The organism is Sulfurospirillum sp. MES, from assembly GCF_000789415.1.
Taxonomy (GTDB): domain Bacteria; phylum Campylobacterota; class Campylobacteria; order Campylobacterales; family Sulfurospirillaceae; genus Sulfurospirillum; species Sulfurospirillum cavolei.
This window is the reverse complement of sequence record NZ_JSEC01000002.1, coordinates 353,959-371,208: the sequence shown is the minus strand read 5'-3', so window position 1 is coordinate 371,208 and position 17,250 is coordinate 353,959. Positions and strand designations below refer to the sequence as shown.

Here is a 17,250-nt window from a genome sequence, read left to right as displayed (position 1 = left end):
GTAAAGACGCCGCGGCGTCTTTACGGTAAGATAATACCGCTGATACCGCCGTTAGCGGCATGATAAATCACCGTTTGGTATTTTGCCGCATAATAACGAAGTAACAGGTGTTGCAAGGTTTGTTCGATGGAAGGTTCAAACCACGCATTGTTGCTTATGGCGATCATATAACGCGGATGTCCTTCAAACAGTTCGTCTCTGGTAGCTTCAAAACAAATAGCACTTCTAAAGGTCGTTCCATGAATGACGAAATCTTGCGGCGTTTTTGCTTTTTGATAATCTTGCGCGCCGTCGAAAAAGAGTCGGTTGACGATTTTGACGATCCATTCGGGCAAGGGAACCTCTTCGCCGAAAGGCACTAAAATAATTTTATGGGCGATTTGCATCTTGCCGTCGGCGAAAAAATACGACGAATTGTAATAACCGACGTTCTCTTCGTACGTTAGTGCCCCCGCAACGATGGCGATTTGCTTGGAATACGCCGTCAATTTTTCGATCACGGGTAAAGCACGATTCAAATACATCGGAAAGGCACTCTCAGGCAAAACGATCAGGTCGTCGCCGTTTTGAATCGCCGCTTCGATCAGCCGAAAATTTTCGTCCAATGCGGCTTCTTGATACGCTCTGTCCCAACGTTGCGACTGAGGGACGTTCGTCGTGGGCAGTGTCGCTTTGAGCGGCGGGATGCTTACATGTAAAGATTCTAGAGGGTAGTTCAAGGACGCAAGAAACGGAACGATTGCGACGATTTTGAGGGCTTTAGTGGGCATTTTTAATAGGGAAAGCGCTACAAGAAAAAGCCAAAGAGCCCACCACGTCGGCTTCATATAACTATCGAGGAACAAGAGATCGAGTTTGAACCAATTAAACTCAAACGGCGCGATAAAAATCGTAGCGACGAGAAGCACGCTTTGGACGATGGGAAAAGTGCTGATGCGCGCGATTAGCCAAAAAAGAAACGCGTACGCCAACGCGACGCTTAGGATAATAAAAGGAATAAGAAACGCCAAATCGTAGTAGACAAAGCTAAAACTAATCCAATAAAACCATAAAATACCGATGAAAAAACCGCTCCAAAAATAGACGATACGATTTTCACCCAACAAAAGGTAGAATCCGATGCCCGCAAGAAGGGAATTCATCATGGGGATTGTAAGGTTTGCATAGGCGAAATAGATGAAGGCGGAGAGGCATGAAGCGATAAGAAAGGCTTTTATTAGATAAATGCGTGTAAAATAGGATATTACAATTTTTTTCATAAAGGATTTCCATGCAAGGTTCTGCAAGTTTACTTTCTTCATTACTTCCACTCGTCGTGCTTTTCGCGATTTTTTATTTTCTTGTGATTCGTCCACAACAAAAACAAGTGAAGAAGCATAAAGAGATGCTCGATGCACTGAAAAAAGGCGATAAAATTATTACTAACGGCGGTTTAATATGCGAAGTCGTGAAACCTGAGGAAGATTCTATCAAAGTTAAGCTTAATGATGAAGGGATGATCGTAAAGGTTTCCAGAGACTTTATTTCAAAGAAAATCGATGAATAACACCGGAAAATTTAACTATCGTTTAGTTATTTTTTTAATAGCTATTATTTTCGGCGTGGGAATGTCCATGCCGACGTTTCTGCAAACGCAAAAAGGTGCGAAAGTCTCTTTAGGACTCGACCTTCAAGGCGGTCTTCATATGCTCTTAGGCGTCAAAACCGAGGAAGCGATTAAATCCAAAGTAAAATCGATTGCTTCAAGCGTCAAATTTTTTGCACAAAGCAATGATATTATCATCGACGATTTACGCGCGATCGAAGAGACGATTTCGTTTAGCCTTCTCGATAAAGACGAAGAGAAAAAAATCGACGAGATGCTCAAAACGATTAGCGGTTTGCAAGTCAATAAAGAGGCGTTAAGATATACGCTTACGTTGAGCGATAAAGAAAAAGATTTGATCAAAGAGTACGCGCTTTCCCAAGCGGTCGAGACGATCCGTAACCGTTTGGATCAATTCGGTTTGGCAGAGCCTAACGTTGCTAAACAAGGAAGCGATAAAATTTTGGTCGAACTTCCGGGCGTTAAAAATGCCGAAGACGAACAACGTGCGCGCGAGTTAATCGCCAAAGCCGCCCATCTTCAATTGATGGCGGTCGACGAGAAAAAACAAGATCGTTCCGCGACGATGAGTCCGACCGAAGCGGAGCAGTACGGCGACGTCATCTTAAGCGATGCGAAGAGCGATCATATTCGCTATATCTTGAAAGAGATTCCCATCTTAGACGGCAGTATGCTGACCGATGCGAAAGTCGGTTTTGATCAAATGCAACAACCCGTCATCAATTTTACCCTCAACTCCGAAGGCGCTAAAATTTTCGGCGATTTTACGGCCGGTAACGTCGGCAATCGCTTGGCGATCGTTTTGGACAATAAAGTCTATTCCGCACCCAATATTCGCGAACGTATCGGCGGCGGTAGCGGACAGATTAGCGGCGGCTTTAGCGTCAAAGAAGCACACGACGTAGCAATTGCGCTTCGTAGCGGCGCGCTTTTGGCTCCGGTAACCTTGCTTGAAAAACGAAGCGTCGGTCCTTCTTTAGGAGCGGATAGTATTCAAGCCAGTTTACTAGCGTTAATTTCAGGCTTCCTTTTAGTCTCCGGCTTTATGCTCTTTTATTATCGATTAGCGGGTGTTGTCGCCAATATGGCATTGATCGTTAATCTCTTTTTGCTAATTTCGATTATGGCGCTTTTTGGAGCGACGTTGACCTTGCCGGGTATGGCGGGTATCGTCTTGACCATCGGTATGGCGGTCGACGCCAACGTTATCATCAATGAGCGGATTCGCGAACTCTTACGCCAAGGCGTCTCGATGAAACAAGCGATCGAACACGGCTACGAAAATGCCATGAGTGCTATTTTGGACAGCAATCTTACGTCGATTATTACCTCGGTGCTACTGTACGTATACGGTACGGGGCCGATTAAAGGATTTGCGATTAGTACGGCAATCGGTATTAGCGTATCGATGTTAACGGCAATTTTGGGAACACACGGTATTTATGACTTTTTTATGCCGCGTATCGAAAAAAGTAAAAACATTCACATGTGGTTTGGTATGAAGAGGAGTCATTAATGGAGTTTTTCTCACAGCATAAAGTATACGATTTTATGAAAGTAAGTCGTTTTTTTATTGTAACGACGCTTTCTTTAGCACTCTTCTCCGCCATTCTTTTTTTTAGCAAAGGGATGAGTTACGGAATCGATTTCTCCGGCGGAACGATCGTTCAGCTTAAATACGAACAACCGGCACCGATTCACGATATACGTCAGTTACTCGCGAAAGACAAAATGTTCTCAGGTGCTTTAATTACTGAGTTCGGTTCTCCCGAAGAGGTCCAAATACGTTTTGCGACGACGACGGAAGGTGTCACGCAAGACGTAGGCGATATCGTACGAACGCTTTTAAAAGAAACGGGAAAATTCGATGTACGTAAAGTCGATATCGTAGGACCAAAAGTGGGTGGGGAACTTCGCCAAAAAGGTATTATGGCAGCCGTTTTAAGTATGCTTGGCATTATGGTCTACGTTGCGTTTCGTTTTGAGTGGACGTTTGCGGTGGCTTCGATTATTACGTTGTTGCACGATGTTTGTATTACCGTAGGGGCTTTGATTCTCTTTGATATAGAGATGAGTTTGGATGTCTTGGCAGCAATTTTGACCTTGATCGGTTATTCGATTAACGATACGATTATTATTTACGACCGTATTCGTGAAGAGCTCAAAAGTACCAAAGATATGGATTTGATGCATGTGATTAATACCTCCGTTTCCAAAACCCTTTCGCGAACGATTTTAACGGTATTAACCGTCTTCTTTGTGGTTTTTACCTTGTATCTTTTCGGCGGCGAGATTATTCACGGATTTAGTTTTACCATGTTGTTGGGTCTGATTATCGGTAGTTACAGTTCTATTTTTATCTCCGCACCGTTTTTGAAAGTGTTGGGTTTTAGCGTTGAAGACTACAAAAATAAAATGGCACTTAAAGAGAAAAACAGACTGGAAAAAGCTAAAATGCGCTCACAGTACGAAAAAGGCACGGTATAGGAATTAAGATGCAGTACAATCCTTTAGAAATTGAAAAAAAATGGCAAGATCGCTGGCATGCAACGAATGCGTTCGAACCCCATAGCGATTTTGCGCAAAAGAAAAAATACATTTTAAGTATGTTTCCCTATCCGAGCGGTCGGATTCATATGGGGCACGTACGCAACTATACGATCGGCGATGCGATTGCAAGACATTATCGTAAAAACGGTTTTAACGTTTTACACCCGATCGGCTGGGACAGTTTCGGAATGCCCGCCGAAAACGCGGCAATCAAGCACAAAGTTCACCCTAAAAAGTGGACGTACGAAAATATCGACTATATGCGTAAAGAACTCTCTTCTTTGGGACTTTCGTTTTCCGCCAAACGTGAATTTGCCGCGAGCGATCCTTTGTACACGAAGCATGAACAGCGTATTTTTATCGAAATGTTTAATAAAGGTTTGGTCTATCAAAAAAACGCCGTTTTAAATTGGTGCAATACATGTCAAACCGTTTTGGCCAATGAACAAGTCGAAGAGGGATGTTGTTGGCGTTGCGACAATCCGGTCGAACAACGCTTGCTTCCGGGCTATTACCTTAAAATTACGCAATATGCACAAGAATTATTGGATGATTGCGAGAAGTTGCGCGCAGGTTGGCCGAACCAAGTTTTAACGATGCAGGAAAATTGGATCGGTCGAAGCGAAGGTTTGGAATTTACGTTTGCTTTAACTCCCGAATCCAAGGCAAAATTGGACGGAAAATTTGAAGCGTATAATGTTTTTACGACCCGCCCCGATACGATTTACGGGGTGAGTTATTCCGCCTTGGCACCGGAACATCCGATCGTCAATTATCTGATCGAACATCGGCTTTTAAGTGAAGAAAAAACGGCGCAGATTAAAGCGATGCAACGCGTGGGTGCGCGTGAACGCGCCCAATCGGAAAAAGAGGGTGTTAGCTTAGGCATCGACGTGATTCATCCTTTAACGGGGAAAAGCGTTCCTGTTTGGGTTGCCAACTTCGTTTTGATCGAATACGGCGGCGGTGCGGTTATGGCGGTTCCCGCTCATGACGAGCGCGACTTCGAATTTGCCAAAAAATACGATTTACCGATTATTCAAAGCATTGAAACTGCTTTGCCTTTTGACGGAAGTGCGGCGACATGTGAATACGGCACGCTTGTGAATTCGGGAGAATTTAGCGGGTTAGATTCCAAAAGCGCACAAAAACGCATTATCGCCCGTTTTGAAGAAAAAGGCATCGGTACGAAAGTCGTTAATTATAAATTGCGCGATTGGGGCATTAGCCGTCAGCGTTATTGGGGTGCGCCGATTCCGATGGTGCATTGTCCTAAATGCGGGCTCGTTCCCGAAAAATTTGAAAATCTTCCGGTTGCGCTTCCCGATGACGTCGAAATCTCGGGCGAGGGCAATCCTTTAGACAAGCACCCGACGTGGAAGCACACGAAGTGTCCCGTATGCGGACACGACGCAACGCGCGAAACCGATACGATGGATACCTTTTTTCAATCCAGTTGGTATTTTTTACGTTATACGTCCGATCCGGCGTTTTGGAGCGACGTACCTTTTGATAAAGAGAGCGTTAATTACTGGATGAACGTCGATCAATACATCGGCGGTATCGAACATGCGATTTTACACCTGTTGTATTCGCGCTTTTTTACCAAAGTGCTTCGCGATTTGGGATACGTGAATTGCGATGAACCGTTTGCCAATCTTTTAACCCAAGGCATGGTGCTTAAAGACGGTTCGAAAATGAGCAAAAGCAAAGGCAATACGGTCGATCCCGATTCGATAATTAAGACTTACGGAGCGGATACGGCACGTCTGTTTATTCTTTTTGCCGCACCGCCTCAAAAAGAGCTTGAGTGGAACGATAGTGCGGTGGAAGGGGCGTTTCGCTTCATCAAACGGTTTGTGCAAAAAAGCGAAAACGTTCTTACATGTAAGGCTTTGCCGAACATCGATCATGCAACTCTTTCCAAAGCATCGCAATACGCGCGTAAAAAAGTCTACGAAGCACTTAAAAAATCCAATGAGGTTTTTGAGGGAAGTTACACGTTCAATACTTTAATCGCAGCATGCATGGAAGCTCTCAACGCGCTTGGTGAACAAAACGATTCGGATGTTTGGACGGAGGGTTATTTTATCTTGCTCAACCTTTTGGAACCGGTGATCCCGCATACGTGTTGGGAACTCAGCGAAAATCTTTTTACATGTAAGAATTTTACGACGATTGCATTAAAAGAAGAGGTCTTTGTCAGTGATAGTATGATTTTGGCGGTCACGGTTAACGGTAAAAAACGCGCCGAAATCGAAGTGTCTACGAGTATTTCTCAAGAAGAAGCTTTAAAATGCGGCAAAGAGAGTGCGGCAAAATGGCTGGAAGGCATGACGCTTCTCAAAGAAATTTACGTTCCCAATAAATTGATCAATCTGGTGGTAAAGTAGTATGAAACAACTTTTTCTTGGACTTGTCGTTCTCCTATGGCTCGGCGGATGCGGGTATAAACCCTCTTCGTATTATGCCAAAGAGGCTTTAGGCGATACGATTTATGCGGAAGTGAGTATTTCGAGGCAAGACCCAAGAAATAGCGTTTTAATTAACGATGCGATCAACGAAGCAATCGTGAACCGTTTCGGAGCGAAATTGGCAACGAAAGAGCGTGCCGATACGATTTTAAAAGTGCGGATAGACAGCCTCTCGTTTACACCGACGATTTACGATAAATACGGTTACGTCAATGCCTATAAAACTTCGGTCGTTCTTTCGTTTACGTATGAGGCGAAAGATAAAAAGGTGGAAAAACTAACCGCGTCGGGAGAATACGACTTTTTTATCGCAACCAACAGCATTATCTCCGATACGAATCGTTACGAGGCGATTAAAGCGGCGTCAAGCGAAGCTTTGGACGAGTTTATTTCGAAAATTGCGATCAAAGGACTACGCAATGGCAACCACCATCAATGAAATCATTAAAGAGTCTTTAGAGTCCATTAAAGCCGAACATTTAAGCCTTACACCCGATAATTACGCGAAAGTCTTCTGTAAAGTCGCGAAGCAAAAAGGCGTGATCGTCGAAGATTGCCAAAAAGTCGAAAAGTACGTCAAAAAACTCGATGCGACGATTATCGCCGATATGAAACGCTTTAATATCGGCTCGGTGGACGAATTGCTCTCCTTTCTCGTTGCCAAACTCAATCGTGCCAATGAAGGCGATGCGCTCAAAATGGTGAGTGCTTTAGCGTTGTTGACCAAACGCGTTTTGCAGGCGATTACCTTGTTGCATGATGCCAAAGCAACGAACCTTGCTAATGCTTCTTTGGAGCGTTTGGATTTTCACCAAAACCTCCAATCCATTGAGTTAGTCAAAGAAAAATGGTTTGATTTTATTTCCAACTACGACGACAGTTATCTTAAAAAACTCGATGTATTCGGGCATATCTCAAAAGACGATTTGGAGATGATGGTTCGAGACGTCTTGCGTTTGCTAAACAAAGACGACAGTTTAGAAATTTACAGAGGGTTGGTTCCTTTGATCGTCGCTTCGTTATCGCCTTCCATCGCTTCGGGTATGAACGACGAACTTGCCAATATCGGACACGAACTTCGGGCTTCTCCCGAAGCGTTAGGCACGCCGGCGTTTCAACAAGAGATCAAGCAGTTAATTTCTAAGCGCATTACGCTCGATAAAGAAGAAGTTAAAAAGAAAGTTGCCGCGTTAGATAAAATCTTGGATGAAATCAATAAAAAAATCGTTGATTTGATTCAAAGCAGCAATCTTAGCCATCAACAAGTCAAAATTATTCGTGCCGATTTACAAAAAATCGATTTTTCGCAAGACGGTTTTGAGAGTGTACATTCGAAACTTTTGCATATTGCCTCTTCTTTGGAAAACGAAACGCGTTCCTTAAGCGAAAAGATGATGAGCAATCAAGAGACCATTACCAAATTGCAAAGCCGTATCACGAAGCTTGAATCGGCGTTACTGGTCGCTAAGCAAGAGGTTAAAGAAGATTATCTTACGCACGTTGCAACGCGTAGGGCCTTATCAAACGAACTCGAACGCGTCGAAGATGCTTTTGCGCGCTATAAAGTCGATTATACGCTCTGTTTTATCGACATCGATCACTTTAAAAACGTAAACGACAACTATGGACACGAAGCGGGCGACGTTATTCTTTCGACGGTCGGTAAGATTTTACGCAAGTATATCCGTCAGGTCGATTTTGCGGGACGTTACGGCGGCGAGGAGTTTTTGGTTATTTTACCGAGTACCGATTTGGCACAGGGAATTCATTTTGCGGAAAAAATTCGAAACGTCATCGAGCAGTTTAAGTTTTTATACAAAAACGAACATATCAGCGTTACGATCAGTTGCGGCGTTGCACAGCGTTCGCAATACGCCTCTAAAGAAGAAGTCTTAAACGCCGCCGATACGCTTTTATATAAAGCCAAAGAAAACGGGCGCAATCAAGTGATGCCTATTTTGTAAATGACGCTTTTTTCTTTTTTAGACCCTAAACCGCTTTCTTACGACGAGATCGACTATGAACGTATGCCAAGAACGTATCGTCGTATAGCAGCGCACTTTAAACTTCCTCGAATCGTTCACGTCGTCGGTACGAACGGGAAAGGAACGACGGGACGCTTTTTAGCGCAGATGTTACGCCATAACGGCTTTCGCGTCGGACATTACACTTCGCCGCACATTCTTCGTTTTAACGAGCGAATCTGGATCGACGGGGGCGACGTCCAAGATGCGATTTTAGAAGCGTATCATCAAAAACTGCTTTCGTGGCTTGATGCAAAAGAGGCACAAGCTCTTTCGTATTTTGAGTATACGACGCTTTTAGCCATGGCTATTTTTTGCGATTTTTGCGATTACGTCGTTTTGGAGGCAGGGCTTGGCGGCGAGTTTGACGCGACCAACGTTTTTCCTAAAATACTTTCGATTGTAACGCCTATCGGGTACGATCATCAAGATTTTTTAGGCGATACGATCGAAGCGATTGCAACGACAAAACTCAATAGCATCGCCAACAATTTCGTCTTAGCCGCACAATACGAAGCGAGCGTCGAAGTTTTAGCGCGTCAAAAAGCTCAAAGCTTACATGTCACGATGGTTCAGCCTCATTTTGACGCAAAAACGTCTGACATGTTAGAAGCGTATATCTCTTCGTATACGAACGCGCCCTTTTTAATCGATAACTTTAAGACGGCGTTTTGCGCGTTAACCTTTCTTGGGTATGATATAACGTTTGAAAGTTTTTCCGTGGCGATGTTACAAGGACGCCATCAAAAAATCCTTCCCAACGTTACTTTAGACGTCGGGCATAACGTAATGGCGGCTTTAGCGTTAACACAAAGCTTTGATGGAAAAAAAGTAGGGCTTATTTATAATTGCTATAAAGATAAAGATTACAGGGCGATTTTAAAACTCTTGGCTCCTATCATCGAAGAGATCTACGTGATTGCGATTCAAAGTCCGCGTGCGGTGGATGAAGCACTTTTGTACGAGACGGCGAAAGAATACGGTTTGAAAATCTCCTCGTTTCAAGCGATTGATCCTCAAAAAGAGTATGTCGTTTTCGGCTCTTTCAGTGTTGCCGAGGCATTTTTAAAAGGGATAAAGTGAAAGATAAATTTACGGTTACGATCTCCGACGTTCACGGTTCGCGCCATTTTTTATTGCACCAAGTCATTAAAAAATTTCTTTTGTATTTTACGCTTTTTGTCGCCTTAGTGATTCTTGTCGGCAGTTTTGTGATTCTTTTTCTGATGAAAGAAGTTTCTACTTTGGAAGCAAAAAAAGAGAGCGCGATTAACGAACGCAATATTTTATTAGCGCAAAACGAGTCTTTACAAGAAGAAATTTCGGAAAAGTCAAAAGAGTACGAAGCGATTCGCGATAAAATCAGCAACGTCGAAGAGTTGATCGGTCTAAGAGCCAACGATGAAGAAGCGCTTGATACGCGTCTTGAGGAGATCGACGTAACCGTTTTACAGCAAAAAACCTTTTTTGACAATATCCCCAGCGGCGACGTGATGGCGTACAGTGAATTTTCTTCGCGTTTCGGATGGCGGGAAAATCCTATTTTGAAGCGTAAAGAGTTTCATGCGGGAACCGATTTACGCGCGCCGATCGGAACGCCTGTCTTAGCACCGGCAGACGGCGTCGTCAAATTTATTCAATACAATCAAAACAGCGGTTACGGAAACGTCGTCTCTCTCAGCCATAATTACGGGTTTGAGAGTTATTATGCTCATTTGATGAACAAACCGATCGTCAAAGAGGGGCAGTTTGTGAAAAAAGGGGATATCATTGCCTATTCGGGTAACAGCGGTATGTCCACAGGTCCTCATTTGCATTATGAAATCAAGTTTATAGGGCGTCTTTTAGACCCTGAAACCTTTTTACGTTGGAAAGGGTCTAATTTTACGGAAATCTTTCAAAAGGAGAAGAGAGTCACATGGGAATCTTTGATAAAACTAATCAATGCGCAGTACCCGCTTCCGAAACAACCATCGTAGCAAGCGGCGCAAAAGTCGAGGGTATTTTTCATTGCGAAACGCGTTTACATGTCGACGGTGAAATTATCGGTAAAATTCTTTCCGAAAGTATCGTGACGATCGGTAAACAAGGAAAGGTGAGCGGCGAAATTCGTGCAAGTCGGCTGATTATCAACGGGCTTTTCGAGGGCAATGCCGATTGCGACAACGTCGAAGTCTTGGAAGGCGGAAAGCTTTTGGGTAAAGTGGTTTCCAAAGAACTGATTATTGAAGCGAAAGCTATTTTTGAAGGCGAGAGTAAGATTAAAACCGCAAGCGAAGAAGCACCCAAACTCTCCTACGAAGGATAAAGGAATTTTTTGTTACAAGCCTCGTGTTACGAATTTTTAATATCCAAACCGGATACCCAACTCATCGGCGTCAAAGGCGATAAAGAGGCATTTTTAGCCTGCGAAGTCGCACTTTACGTCGGATATAAAGCGTACGTACTTCCCGATCTTCGGGCCAATAGCGGCGATGACTTACTCTCGTTTCACGACGAGATGTTCGTTTTGCTTCGAACCTTGCAGGCATTTTATCAAGACGCTTCGTCGAAAAAATTGCTGATTGCACCGATTCGAACGCTTTTGACGCCGCTTCCCAAACCTGAAATCTTTCAAACCTTACATGTAGAATTCGGCTCCCGCCTTGAGCTAGACGTATTTCGAGAAACAATGTTTTATTGGGGATACCGTTTTGTCGATGTGGTGCAAGGTAAAGGCGAAATTTCCGTACGCGGCGATATTATCGATCTTTTTCCTCCCGATCAAGACTATGCCGTGCGTATTTGCCTCTTCGACGATGAAATCGAAAGCCTTCGTTTTTTTGATTGCGAGACACAAAAGAGCGATAAAGAAGAGCTTGAAAGCTTGAGGATTATTCCGGCTTTGTTTGCACTCGATCAAACGCGCTACGAAACGATGGAAAAACGTATAGAGCATCTCAAAAGCGATAGCTTTACCAAAGATATGCATTCGCTAGGTTTGTGGGTTCTGGGAGAGTATGCCGATAACTATTTAACGCGTTTTCGTATCCGCTTGGCAGGCGATATAGACGATGAACTTGAAGAGATTGCTTTGTTTAACGAAGAAGAAGCCGCATCGTTACGTGCATTGCCAAAAATTCCCGAGGCAACGCGTTTTAGGGATATTGATATCGCTACGAGCAATCTTAAAACGTTTTTAGAGCTACATCGCGCTAAGAAAATCACGCTTCTTGCCAAAAACGAGCTTCTCTTGCGGATGGCGGAACTCGATTCTTTGCAGACGAAATTTACCGAGAGCGAACGCATCGTTACGATTATGAGTCAAGACGAGGTTATTTTTTCGCTCAATAAACCCGTCGTCAAAGCCAAACGAAAGCGTGCAAATTTCGTACTCGATGAACTAAAAATCGGTGATTACGTGGTGCATGAGCACTACGGTATCGGTATTTTTAGAGGTTTGACGCCCATTAGCGTTTTAGGGGCGACGAAAGATTTCGTGCTCATCGAATACCTCGGCGACGACAAATTGCTATTGCCGGTTGAAAATCTTCATGTCATCGATCGTTACATCGGCGAAAGCGGCGGTTTAATCAGCGTCGATCGTTTGGGTAAAGGCAGCTTCCAAAAGCTGAAAGCCAAAACCCAAGAGCGTTTGATGGAGATCGCAAGCGAGATTATTGCGATTGCCGCAAAACGCGAGATGATCGAGGCTTTGGATATTGAAAGCTCCGCAGAAGCCTTGGCGGCATTTCAAGACGATGCCGGATTCGTCTATACCGAAGATCAAAAACGTACGATTAGCGAGATTTTAAACGACTTGCACAGCGGTAAAATGATGGATCGGCTCCTAAGTGGCGATGTGGGATTCGGAAAAACCGAAGTCGCGATGAATGCTATCTTCGCAACCGTTCAAAAAGGGTATCAAGCTTTGTTAATCGCGCCGACGACGCTTTTATGTTCGCAACATTTTAAAAGTCTTTCAACGCGTTTTTCAAAATACGGCATTCGCGTCGCGCAACTCGATCGCTTTACCACGCCGGCACAAAAACAAACGATTCTCAAAGGGCTTAAAGACGGAAGCTTACATGTGTGCGTCGGAACGCATGCCCTTTTTGACGTGGAATTGCACAATCCTGCGCTCATCGTCGTGGACGAAGAGCATAAATTCGGCGTGAAACAAAAAGAAAAACTCAAAAATTTCCGCGAAAACGTGCATATTCTCTCGATGAGCGCGACGCCGATTCCCAGAAGCCTCAATATGGCACTCAGTTCCATCAAACAGTATTCGCAACTGCTCACGCCTCCGAACGATCGCGAAGACGTGCGTACGTTTGTTAAAGAGTATGACGAAAAAGTGATTAAAGAGGCTATTTTACGAGAGTTGCGACGCGGCGGTCAGGTCTTTTTCGTTCACAACCGCATTGCGACGATCGAAGACAAACGCAAAGCTTTGCAACGTATGATGCCGCATCTGCGCATTTTAACGTTACACTCCGAAATTAGCGCGAGCGTGACCGAAAAAGAGATGCTTCGTTTCGAAGAAAAAGCGTACGACGTATTGCTTTCGACCTCAATTATCGAGTCTGGAATTCATATTCCCAACGTCAATACGATTATGATCGATTCGGCCGATCATTTCGGTATGGCGGATTTGCATCAGCTGCGCGGACGTGTAGGGCGAGGCAAACGACAAGGCTTTTGCTACTTTTTGGTCAAAAACAAAGAAGAACTTTCCGAAGCCGCTAAAAAACGCTTAATCGCCTTGGAATCCAATTCGTATTTAGGAAGCGGCTCGATTTTGGCATACCATGATCTTGAAATCCGCGGCGGAGGCAATCTCGTCGGCGAAGCGCAAAGCGGACACATCAAGCATATCGGCTACGCGTTATACCTAAAAATGCTCGAGGACGCCATCAACGCCTTACTCGGTAAAGCACCGGTCGCCCATCGCGAAGTCGATATCAAGCTCTCTATAAACGCTTTTATCAGTGAACAGTATATTTTTGAAGAACGCGTGAGATTGGAACTCTACCGAAGGTTGAGTCGATGCCAAAACGTTCAAGAACTTTTCTTAATCGAAGAGGAGATGTTGGACCGTTTCGGTAAGTTAGACGTTACGACACGACAGTTTTTACAGCTAATCGAAATCAAGATCCTAGCGGCGCAAAAAGGCATTAGTTTGATTTCCAATTACCACCAAATGATTACGATCAAATACGAAACCGAGCAAAAAACGACGCTTCAGTCGCGAAGCCGCGACGATGACGATGTTATTGCTTGCGTGTTGACGTATTTAAAGCAAACACCATGACGATAGGTTTCATCGGCGATATCGTCGGTCGCCCCGGACGTGCGATGATCGAGGCGCATCTGAAAAAGATTCGCCAAGAGTTTGCGCTTGATTACGTGATCGCTAATGCGGAAAATGCCAGTCACGGTTTCGGGCTTAACGCACAGCACGCAAACGAGCTTTTCTCTTACGGCGTTAATCTCATCACGGGCGGAAACCATACGTGGGATAAAAAAGAGATTATTCCGCTTTTAGAGACTTTGCCGATTTTAAGACCGCATAATTATCCCAAAGGCGTTGCGGGTTCGGGCGTTAAAATCGTACATGTGAATGCCGAACCGATCGCCGTACTCAATATTATGGGGCATTACGGTATGCCGACGCTGAATAATGCCTTTTTGTGCGCGCAAGAGACGGTCGACGCGCTTTTGCACGAGGGAATTCGAACGATTATCGTCGATTTTCACGCCGAAGCGACTTCTGAGAAATATGCGATGTTTCACCTGCTTAAAGGCAAAGCGAGTGCCGTTTTCGGAACGCATACGCATGTCGGAACGGACGATTTGCAGATCGACGAAGGAACGTGTTTTGTGAGTGACGTAGGGCTGAGCGGGGCACGCGACGGCGTTATCGGGATGGACAAAACCGCACCGCTCAAACGCTTTTTAACAGGACTTCCCTGTGCATTAGAACTTCCTAAAAAATGCAAGAAAATTTTTCAAATGGTGATTGTGAAGATCGAAGAAGGAAAATGCATCGATGCGTTTAAAGTGCGTATTTTCGACGATCAAGAACGTCACATTGCAAAGGCGATTTATGAACGATAGTTTTGAACTCTTATGTGCGTTAAAAAATGCGGGTTATCCGAAATCGGCTCGCGATCCTTTTTGGTGGCCGCGATCGGGGACGTTTTGGGTTGTCGTCGGTGCGATTTTAACCCAGCAGGCCAAATGGGAAAAAGTTGAAAAAAGTATTGAACATCTGGAAACATGCGGCGTCGATTGTTTGGATACTCTGGCTCGACTCGAGATTGAAACCCTAGCCGAATGCATTAAACCGAGCGGCTTTTACAACACCAAAGCTAAAAACCTTCGTGCTTTAGCCAAAGCGATTCTTGAAACGTTTAGTACCTTTGAAATCTTCCAAACAAACGTGACGCGAGAATGGCTCTTGGCGCAAAAAGGCGTCGGAGAAGAGAGTGCGGATTCTATTTTATGTTATGCCTGTTACCAAGAGGCGTTGGTCGTCGATGCCTATACGGCAAGACTTCTTAATGCTTACGGGTACGATTTTGAAAGCTACGAAGCACTTCAATCGTGGATGCTCGAAGGACTAAGCGATAAGGATGCACTGCGACGATTGTATGCCAAAGAGATATCTTTGCACGAACTCTATGCGCGCTTTCATGGAAAAATCGTAGAATATTGTAAGGAAAACAGTCGAGGAAAAGTCGTAGATGTAGAGCGTTTGGGCCTTTAAGCCCAAACGAATCGATTAAAGGCTGTGCTCTTTTTTATACGCAAGAATCATGGCGTACGCTTCGTCTTTAAGTTTGAGTTTTTCTTTTTTAAGTGCATCAAGCTCGGCATCGCTGATATGATCTCTGCCCGCGTCGGCATCGGCAATTTTTTGGTCGAGCTCGTTATGTCGTTCAAAAATTTTTGCAAAGTGGGCGTTGTCCAATTTTAATTTTGAGATAATATCTCGGTACTCGTGTAGCATGGCTTCTCCTTTTATATTTGTTTTATTTTACCTAAAAGTACTTAATCTTAGGGCTAAGTTCTGTAATCCGCATTGATTTCGACGTAACGATGTCCCAAATCGCACCCGTAAGCGGTAAAAGAACCGTCTGCGATTCCCAGTTCGCAACGGATACGAAACGATGCTTTTTTCATCACTTCCGCCGCTTTTTTTTCCGTTTGATCGTCGAGGGAACGTTGATCTTTCGAATAAATTAAAACGTCGTCGTAGTGAATAACTAAACTTTCTTCGTTACATGTAATGCCGCTTGCTCCGATCGTCGAGGCAATACGCCCCCAATTCGGATCTTCGCCGAAAAGCGCGGTTTTGACTAAAAGCGAATTACTGAGTGCTTTTGCCGCACGTTCGGCTTCGTCGTCGTTTTGAGCGCCGCTGACTTCAAATGCAACCACTTTCGTAGAGCCTTCTCCGTCTCGAACCAACATTAAACTTAACTCTTGCGTGATACGTTTGAGAGCTTCGTTAAACGCTTCTTTCTCGTAAACGCCGCTTTTGCGAGAACTTAAAAGTAACACCGTATCGTTAGTCGATGTGTCTCCGTCCACGCTCACAGAATTAAACGATGCTTGTACGGCAGGCAATAACAACGCGTCCATATCGGCTTTGGGAATGGCAGCATCGGTTAAAATGAAGCAAAGCATCGTCGCCATCGCGGGATTAATCATACCCGCACCTTTACAAATAGCGGCGATATGAAAGAAGCTTCCGTCTTCTAGAATGACTTTAAGGCATAGCTCTTTTTTAAACGAGTCGGTGGTCATAATCGCTGATGCCGTCGAATGCGAATCTTTTGCGTTAAAGTCGAATTTTTCAAATGCGAGCACCATTTTATCGACATTGAGACGATAGCCGATAACGCCCGTCGAACTCATGATAGGATGGTGTAAGTTCGGAAAAATCGTTTGAAGTTTTGCAAACAAGGTATCGATATCTTCGATTCCTTTTTCTCCCGTCATCGCATTGGCATTTTTGGCATTCATTAAAATAAAGTTGGTTTGAAAGCCTTTGGGATAACGTAAAAAATGTTTGATAGGAGCGGCTTGAAAGACGTTACTCGTAAAAATACCGCTAACGTCGCACGGTTCGTCGGTGCGAATAAACGCGACGTCCTCTTTTTGGTTAGGTTTAAAACCCGCATGAACGCCTTGGCAAAAAAAGCCCTCAACGTTATCCAATCCATTTTGAACAGGAAGCAGTGTAAACATCGGTAAATCCTTTTGGATTTTTATAAAGTGTCGTGAAAGAAAGGGACGAAAAAGTAAAGGTAAAATTTCCCCGTAAACGGAGAAATTTTAGCCGTGTTTCTTCATGGTACGAAGTGTCGAAGCAGCAATTCTAATTTTCTTAGTCGTTCCGTCTTCAAGCGTCACGCGGACGGTTCTTAAGTTTGGAAGGAATCTTCTTTTAGTTTTGTTGTTCGCATGGCTTACGTTGTTACCAACCATAGGGCCTTTACCCGTAATAGCGCATTTTCTTGCCATATCGATATCCTTAGAAATTTTTTGTCGTGAATTTTACACTAAAAAAGCAAAAGAACTACTTAATTTAGTGAGCCGAAGATTA

16 protein-coding genes are annotated in these 17,250 nt (G+C 44.1%); 12 read left to right on the top strand and 4 right to left on the bottom strand.

Annotation, left to right across the window (positions count from 1 at the left end; all coding sequences use genetic code 11):
* Positions 1–20 precede the first annotated feature (20 nt).
* Positions 21–1,259 (bottom strand): apolipoprotein N-acyltransferase, encoded by a 1,239-nt coding sequence (locus OA34_RS05375; protein ID WP_039673137.1) that lies wholly within the window; start codon positions 1,257–1,259, stop codon positions 21–23.
* A gap of 11 nt (positions 1,260–1,270) precedes the next feature.
* Here OA34_RS05375 and yajC point away from each other — a divergent pair, with 11 nt between their 5' ends.
* The 12 genes from yajC to OA34_RS05315 are packed head-to-tail and all read left to right on the top strand — an operon-like array spanning position 1,271 to position 15,405.
* Positions 1,271–1,546: a preprotein translocase subunit YajC gene (gene yajC / locus OA34_RS05370; protein WP_039673134.1), complete on the top strand. Its 276-nt coding sequence runs from the start codon at positions 1,271–1,273 to the stop codon at positions 1,544–1,546.
* The gene (secD, locus tag OA34_RS05365; protein WP_039673132.1) at positions 1,539–3,122 is read left to right on the top strand and encodes a protein translocase subunit SecD; all 1,584 of its coding nucleotides are present in this window, start codon (positions 1,539–1,541) and stop codon (positions 3,120–3,122) included. The genes yajC and secD overlap by 8 nt, the downstream gene beginning before the upstream one ends.
* The gene (gene secF / locus OA34_RS05360) at positions 3,122–4,093 is read left to right on the top strand and encodes a protein translocase subunit SecF (protein ID WP_039673130.1); all 972 of its coding nucleotides are present in this window, start codon (positions 3,122–3,124) and stop codon (positions 4,091–4,093) included. The genes secD and secF overlap by 1 nt, the downstream gene beginning before the upstream one ends.
* An 8-nt stretch (positions 4,094–4,101) precedes the next feature.
* Complete coding sequence (leuS, locus tag OA34_RS05355) at positions 4,102–6,549, top strand: leucine--tRNA ligase (RefSeq protein WP_039673128.1); 2,448 nt, start codon at positions 4,102–4,104, stop codon at positions 6,547–6,549.
* A gap of 1 nt (position 6,550) precedes the next feature.
* On the top strand, positions 6,551–7,069 hold the full coding sequence (gene lptE / locus OA34_RS05350; protein ID WP_039673127.1) for an LPS assembly lipoprotein LptE: 519 nt from the start codon (positions 6,551–6,553) through the stop codon (positions 7,067–7,069).
* Complete coding sequence (locus tag OA34_RS05345; RefSeq protein WP_039673124.1) at positions 7,050–8,594, top strand: GGDEF domain-containing protein; 1,545 nt, start codon at positions 7,050–7,052, stop codon at positions 8,592–8,594. The genes lptE and OA34_RS05345 overlap by 20 nt, the downstream gene beginning before the upstream one ends.
* A complete protein-coding gene (locus tag OA34_RS05340) occupies positions 8,595–9,737 on the top strand; it encodes a bifunctional folylpolyglutamate synthase/dihydrofolate synthase (RefSeq protein ID WP_039673123.1) in 1,143 nt (380 codons plus the stop codon).
* Positions 9,734–10,633, top strand: a complete 900-nt coding sequence (locus OA34_RS05335) for a M23 family metallopeptidase (protein ID WP_039673121.1) — start codon at positions 9,734–9,736, stop codon at positions 10,631–10,633. Before OA34_RS05340 ends, OA34_RS05335 begins: the two co-directional genes overlap by 4 nt.
* Positions 10,573–10,962 (top strand): bactofilin family protein, encoded by a 390-nt coding sequence (locus OA34_RS05330; protein WP_039673119.1) that lies wholly within the window; start codon positions 10,573–10,575, stop codon positions 10,960–10,962. The genes OA34_RS05335 and OA34_RS05330 overlap by 61 nt, the downstream gene beginning before the upstream one ends.
* Positions 10,963–10,971: 9 nt before the next feature.
* Positions 10,972–13,947: a transcription-repair coupling factor gene (gene mfd, locus OA34_RS05325; RefSeq protein WP_039673118.1), complete on the top strand. Its 2,976-nt coding sequence runs from the start codon at positions 10,972–10,974 to the stop codon at positions 13,945–13,947.
* Complete coding sequence (locus OA34_RS05320; RefSeq protein WP_039673116.1) at positions 13,944–14,753, top strand: TIGR00282 family metallophosphoesterase; 810 nt, start codon at positions 13,944–13,946, stop codon at positions 14,751–14,753. Before mfd ends, OA34_RS05320 begins: the two co-directional genes overlap by 4 nt.
* The gene (locus OA34_RS05315; RefSeq protein ID WP_039673114.1) at positions 14,743–15,405 is read left to right on the top strand and encodes a 3-methyladenine DNA glycosylase; all 663 of its coding nucleotides are present in this window, start codon (positions 14,743–14,745) and stop codon (positions 15,403–15,405) included. The genes OA34_RS05320 and OA34_RS05315 overlap by 11 nt, the downstream gene beginning before the upstream one ends.
* Positions 15,406–15,420: 15 nt before the next feature.
* Here the strand turns inward: OA34_RS05315 and OA34_RS05310 are convergent, their stop codons facing one another.
* The 3 genes from OA34_RS05310 to rpmB all read right to left on the bottom strand — a co-directional run bounded on the left by OA34_RS05310 (position 15,421) and on the right by rpmB (position 17,168).
* Positions 15,421–15,648: an HP1242/YdcH family protein gene (locus OA34_RS05310; protein WP_039673112.1), complete on the bottom strand. Its 228-nt coding sequence runs from the start codon at positions 15,646–15,648 to the stop codon at positions 15,421–15,423.
* A 53-nt stretch (positions 15,649–15,701) separates the two neighbouring features.
* Positions 15,702–16,892 carry a bifunctional glutamate N-acetyltransferase/amino-acid acetyltransferase ArgJ gene (gene argJ, locus OA34_RS05305; protein WP_039673111.1) on the bottom strand — a complete coding sequence of 397 codons (1,191 nt, stop codon included), beginning with the start codon at positions 16,890–16,892 and terminating at the stop codon, positions 15,702–15,704.
* An 87-nt stretch (positions 16,893–16,979) separates the two neighbouring features.
* Positions 16,980–17,168 (bottom strand): 50S ribosomal protein L28, encoded by a 189-nt coding sequence (gene rpmB / locus OA34_RS05300; protein ID WP_039673109.1) that lies wholly within the window; start codon positions 17,166–17,168, stop codon positions 16,980–16,982.
* Positions 17,169–17,250: the final 82 nt, after the last annotated feature.

Excerpts from the sequence above, each read along its gene's own strand:
- rpmB (WP_039673109.1), bottom strand. The coding sequence starts at position 17,168 with ATGGCAAGAAAATGCGCTATTACGGGTAAAGGCCCTATGGTTGGTAAC.
- OA34_RS05315 (WP_039673114.1), top strand. The coding sequence starts at position 14,743 with ATGAACGATAGTTTTGAACTCTTATGTGCGTTAAAAAATGCGGGTTAT.
- OA34_RS05310 (WP_039673112.1), bottom strand. The coding sequence starts at position 15,648 with ATGCTACACGAGTACCGAGATATTATCTCAAAATTAAAATTGGACAAC.
- OA34_RS05340 (WP_039673123.1), top strand. The coding sequence starts at position 8,595 with ATGACGCTTTTTTCTTTTTTAGACCCTAAACCGCTTTCTTACGACGAG.
- OA34_RS05345 (WP_039673124.1), top strand. The coding sequence starts at position 7,050 with ATGGCAACCACCATCAATGAAATCATTAAAGAGTCTTTAGAGTCCATT.
- OA34_RS05330 (WP_039673119.1), top strand. The coding sequence starts at position 10,573 with ATGGGAATCTTTGATAAAACTAATCAATGCGCAGTACCCGCTTCCGAA.
- secF (WP_039673130.1), top strand. The coding sequence starts at position 3,122 with ATGGAGTTTTTCTCACAGCATAAAGTATACGATTTTATGAAAGTAAGT.
- lptE (WP_039673127.1), top strand. The coding sequence starts at position 6,551 with ATGAAACAACTTTTTCTTGGACTTGTCGTTCTCCTATGGCTCGGCGGA.
- yajC (WP_039673134.1), top strand. The coding sequence starts at position 1,271 with ATGCAAGGTTCTGCAAGTTTACTTTCTTCATTACTTCCACTCGTCGTG.
- OA34_RS05375 (WP_039673137.1), bottom strand. The coding sequence starts at position 1,259 with ATGAAAAAAATTGTAATATCCTATTTTACACGCATTTATCTAATAAAA.
- OA34_RS05320 (WP_039673116.1), top strand. The coding sequence starts at position 13,944 with ATGACGATAGGTTTCATCGGCGATATCGTCGGTCGCCCCGGACGTGCG.
- secD (WP_039673132.1), top strand. The coding sequence starts at position 1,539 with ATGAATAACACCGGAAAATTTAACTATCGTTTAGTTATTTTTTTAATA.
- argJ (WP_039673111.1), bottom strand. The coding sequence starts at position 16,892 with ATGTTTACACTGCTTCCTGTTCAAAATGGATTGGATAACGTTGAGGGC.
- leuS (WP_039673128.1), top strand. The coding sequence starts at position 4,102 with ATGCAGTACAATCCTTTAGAAATTGAAAAAAAATGGCAAGATCGCTGG.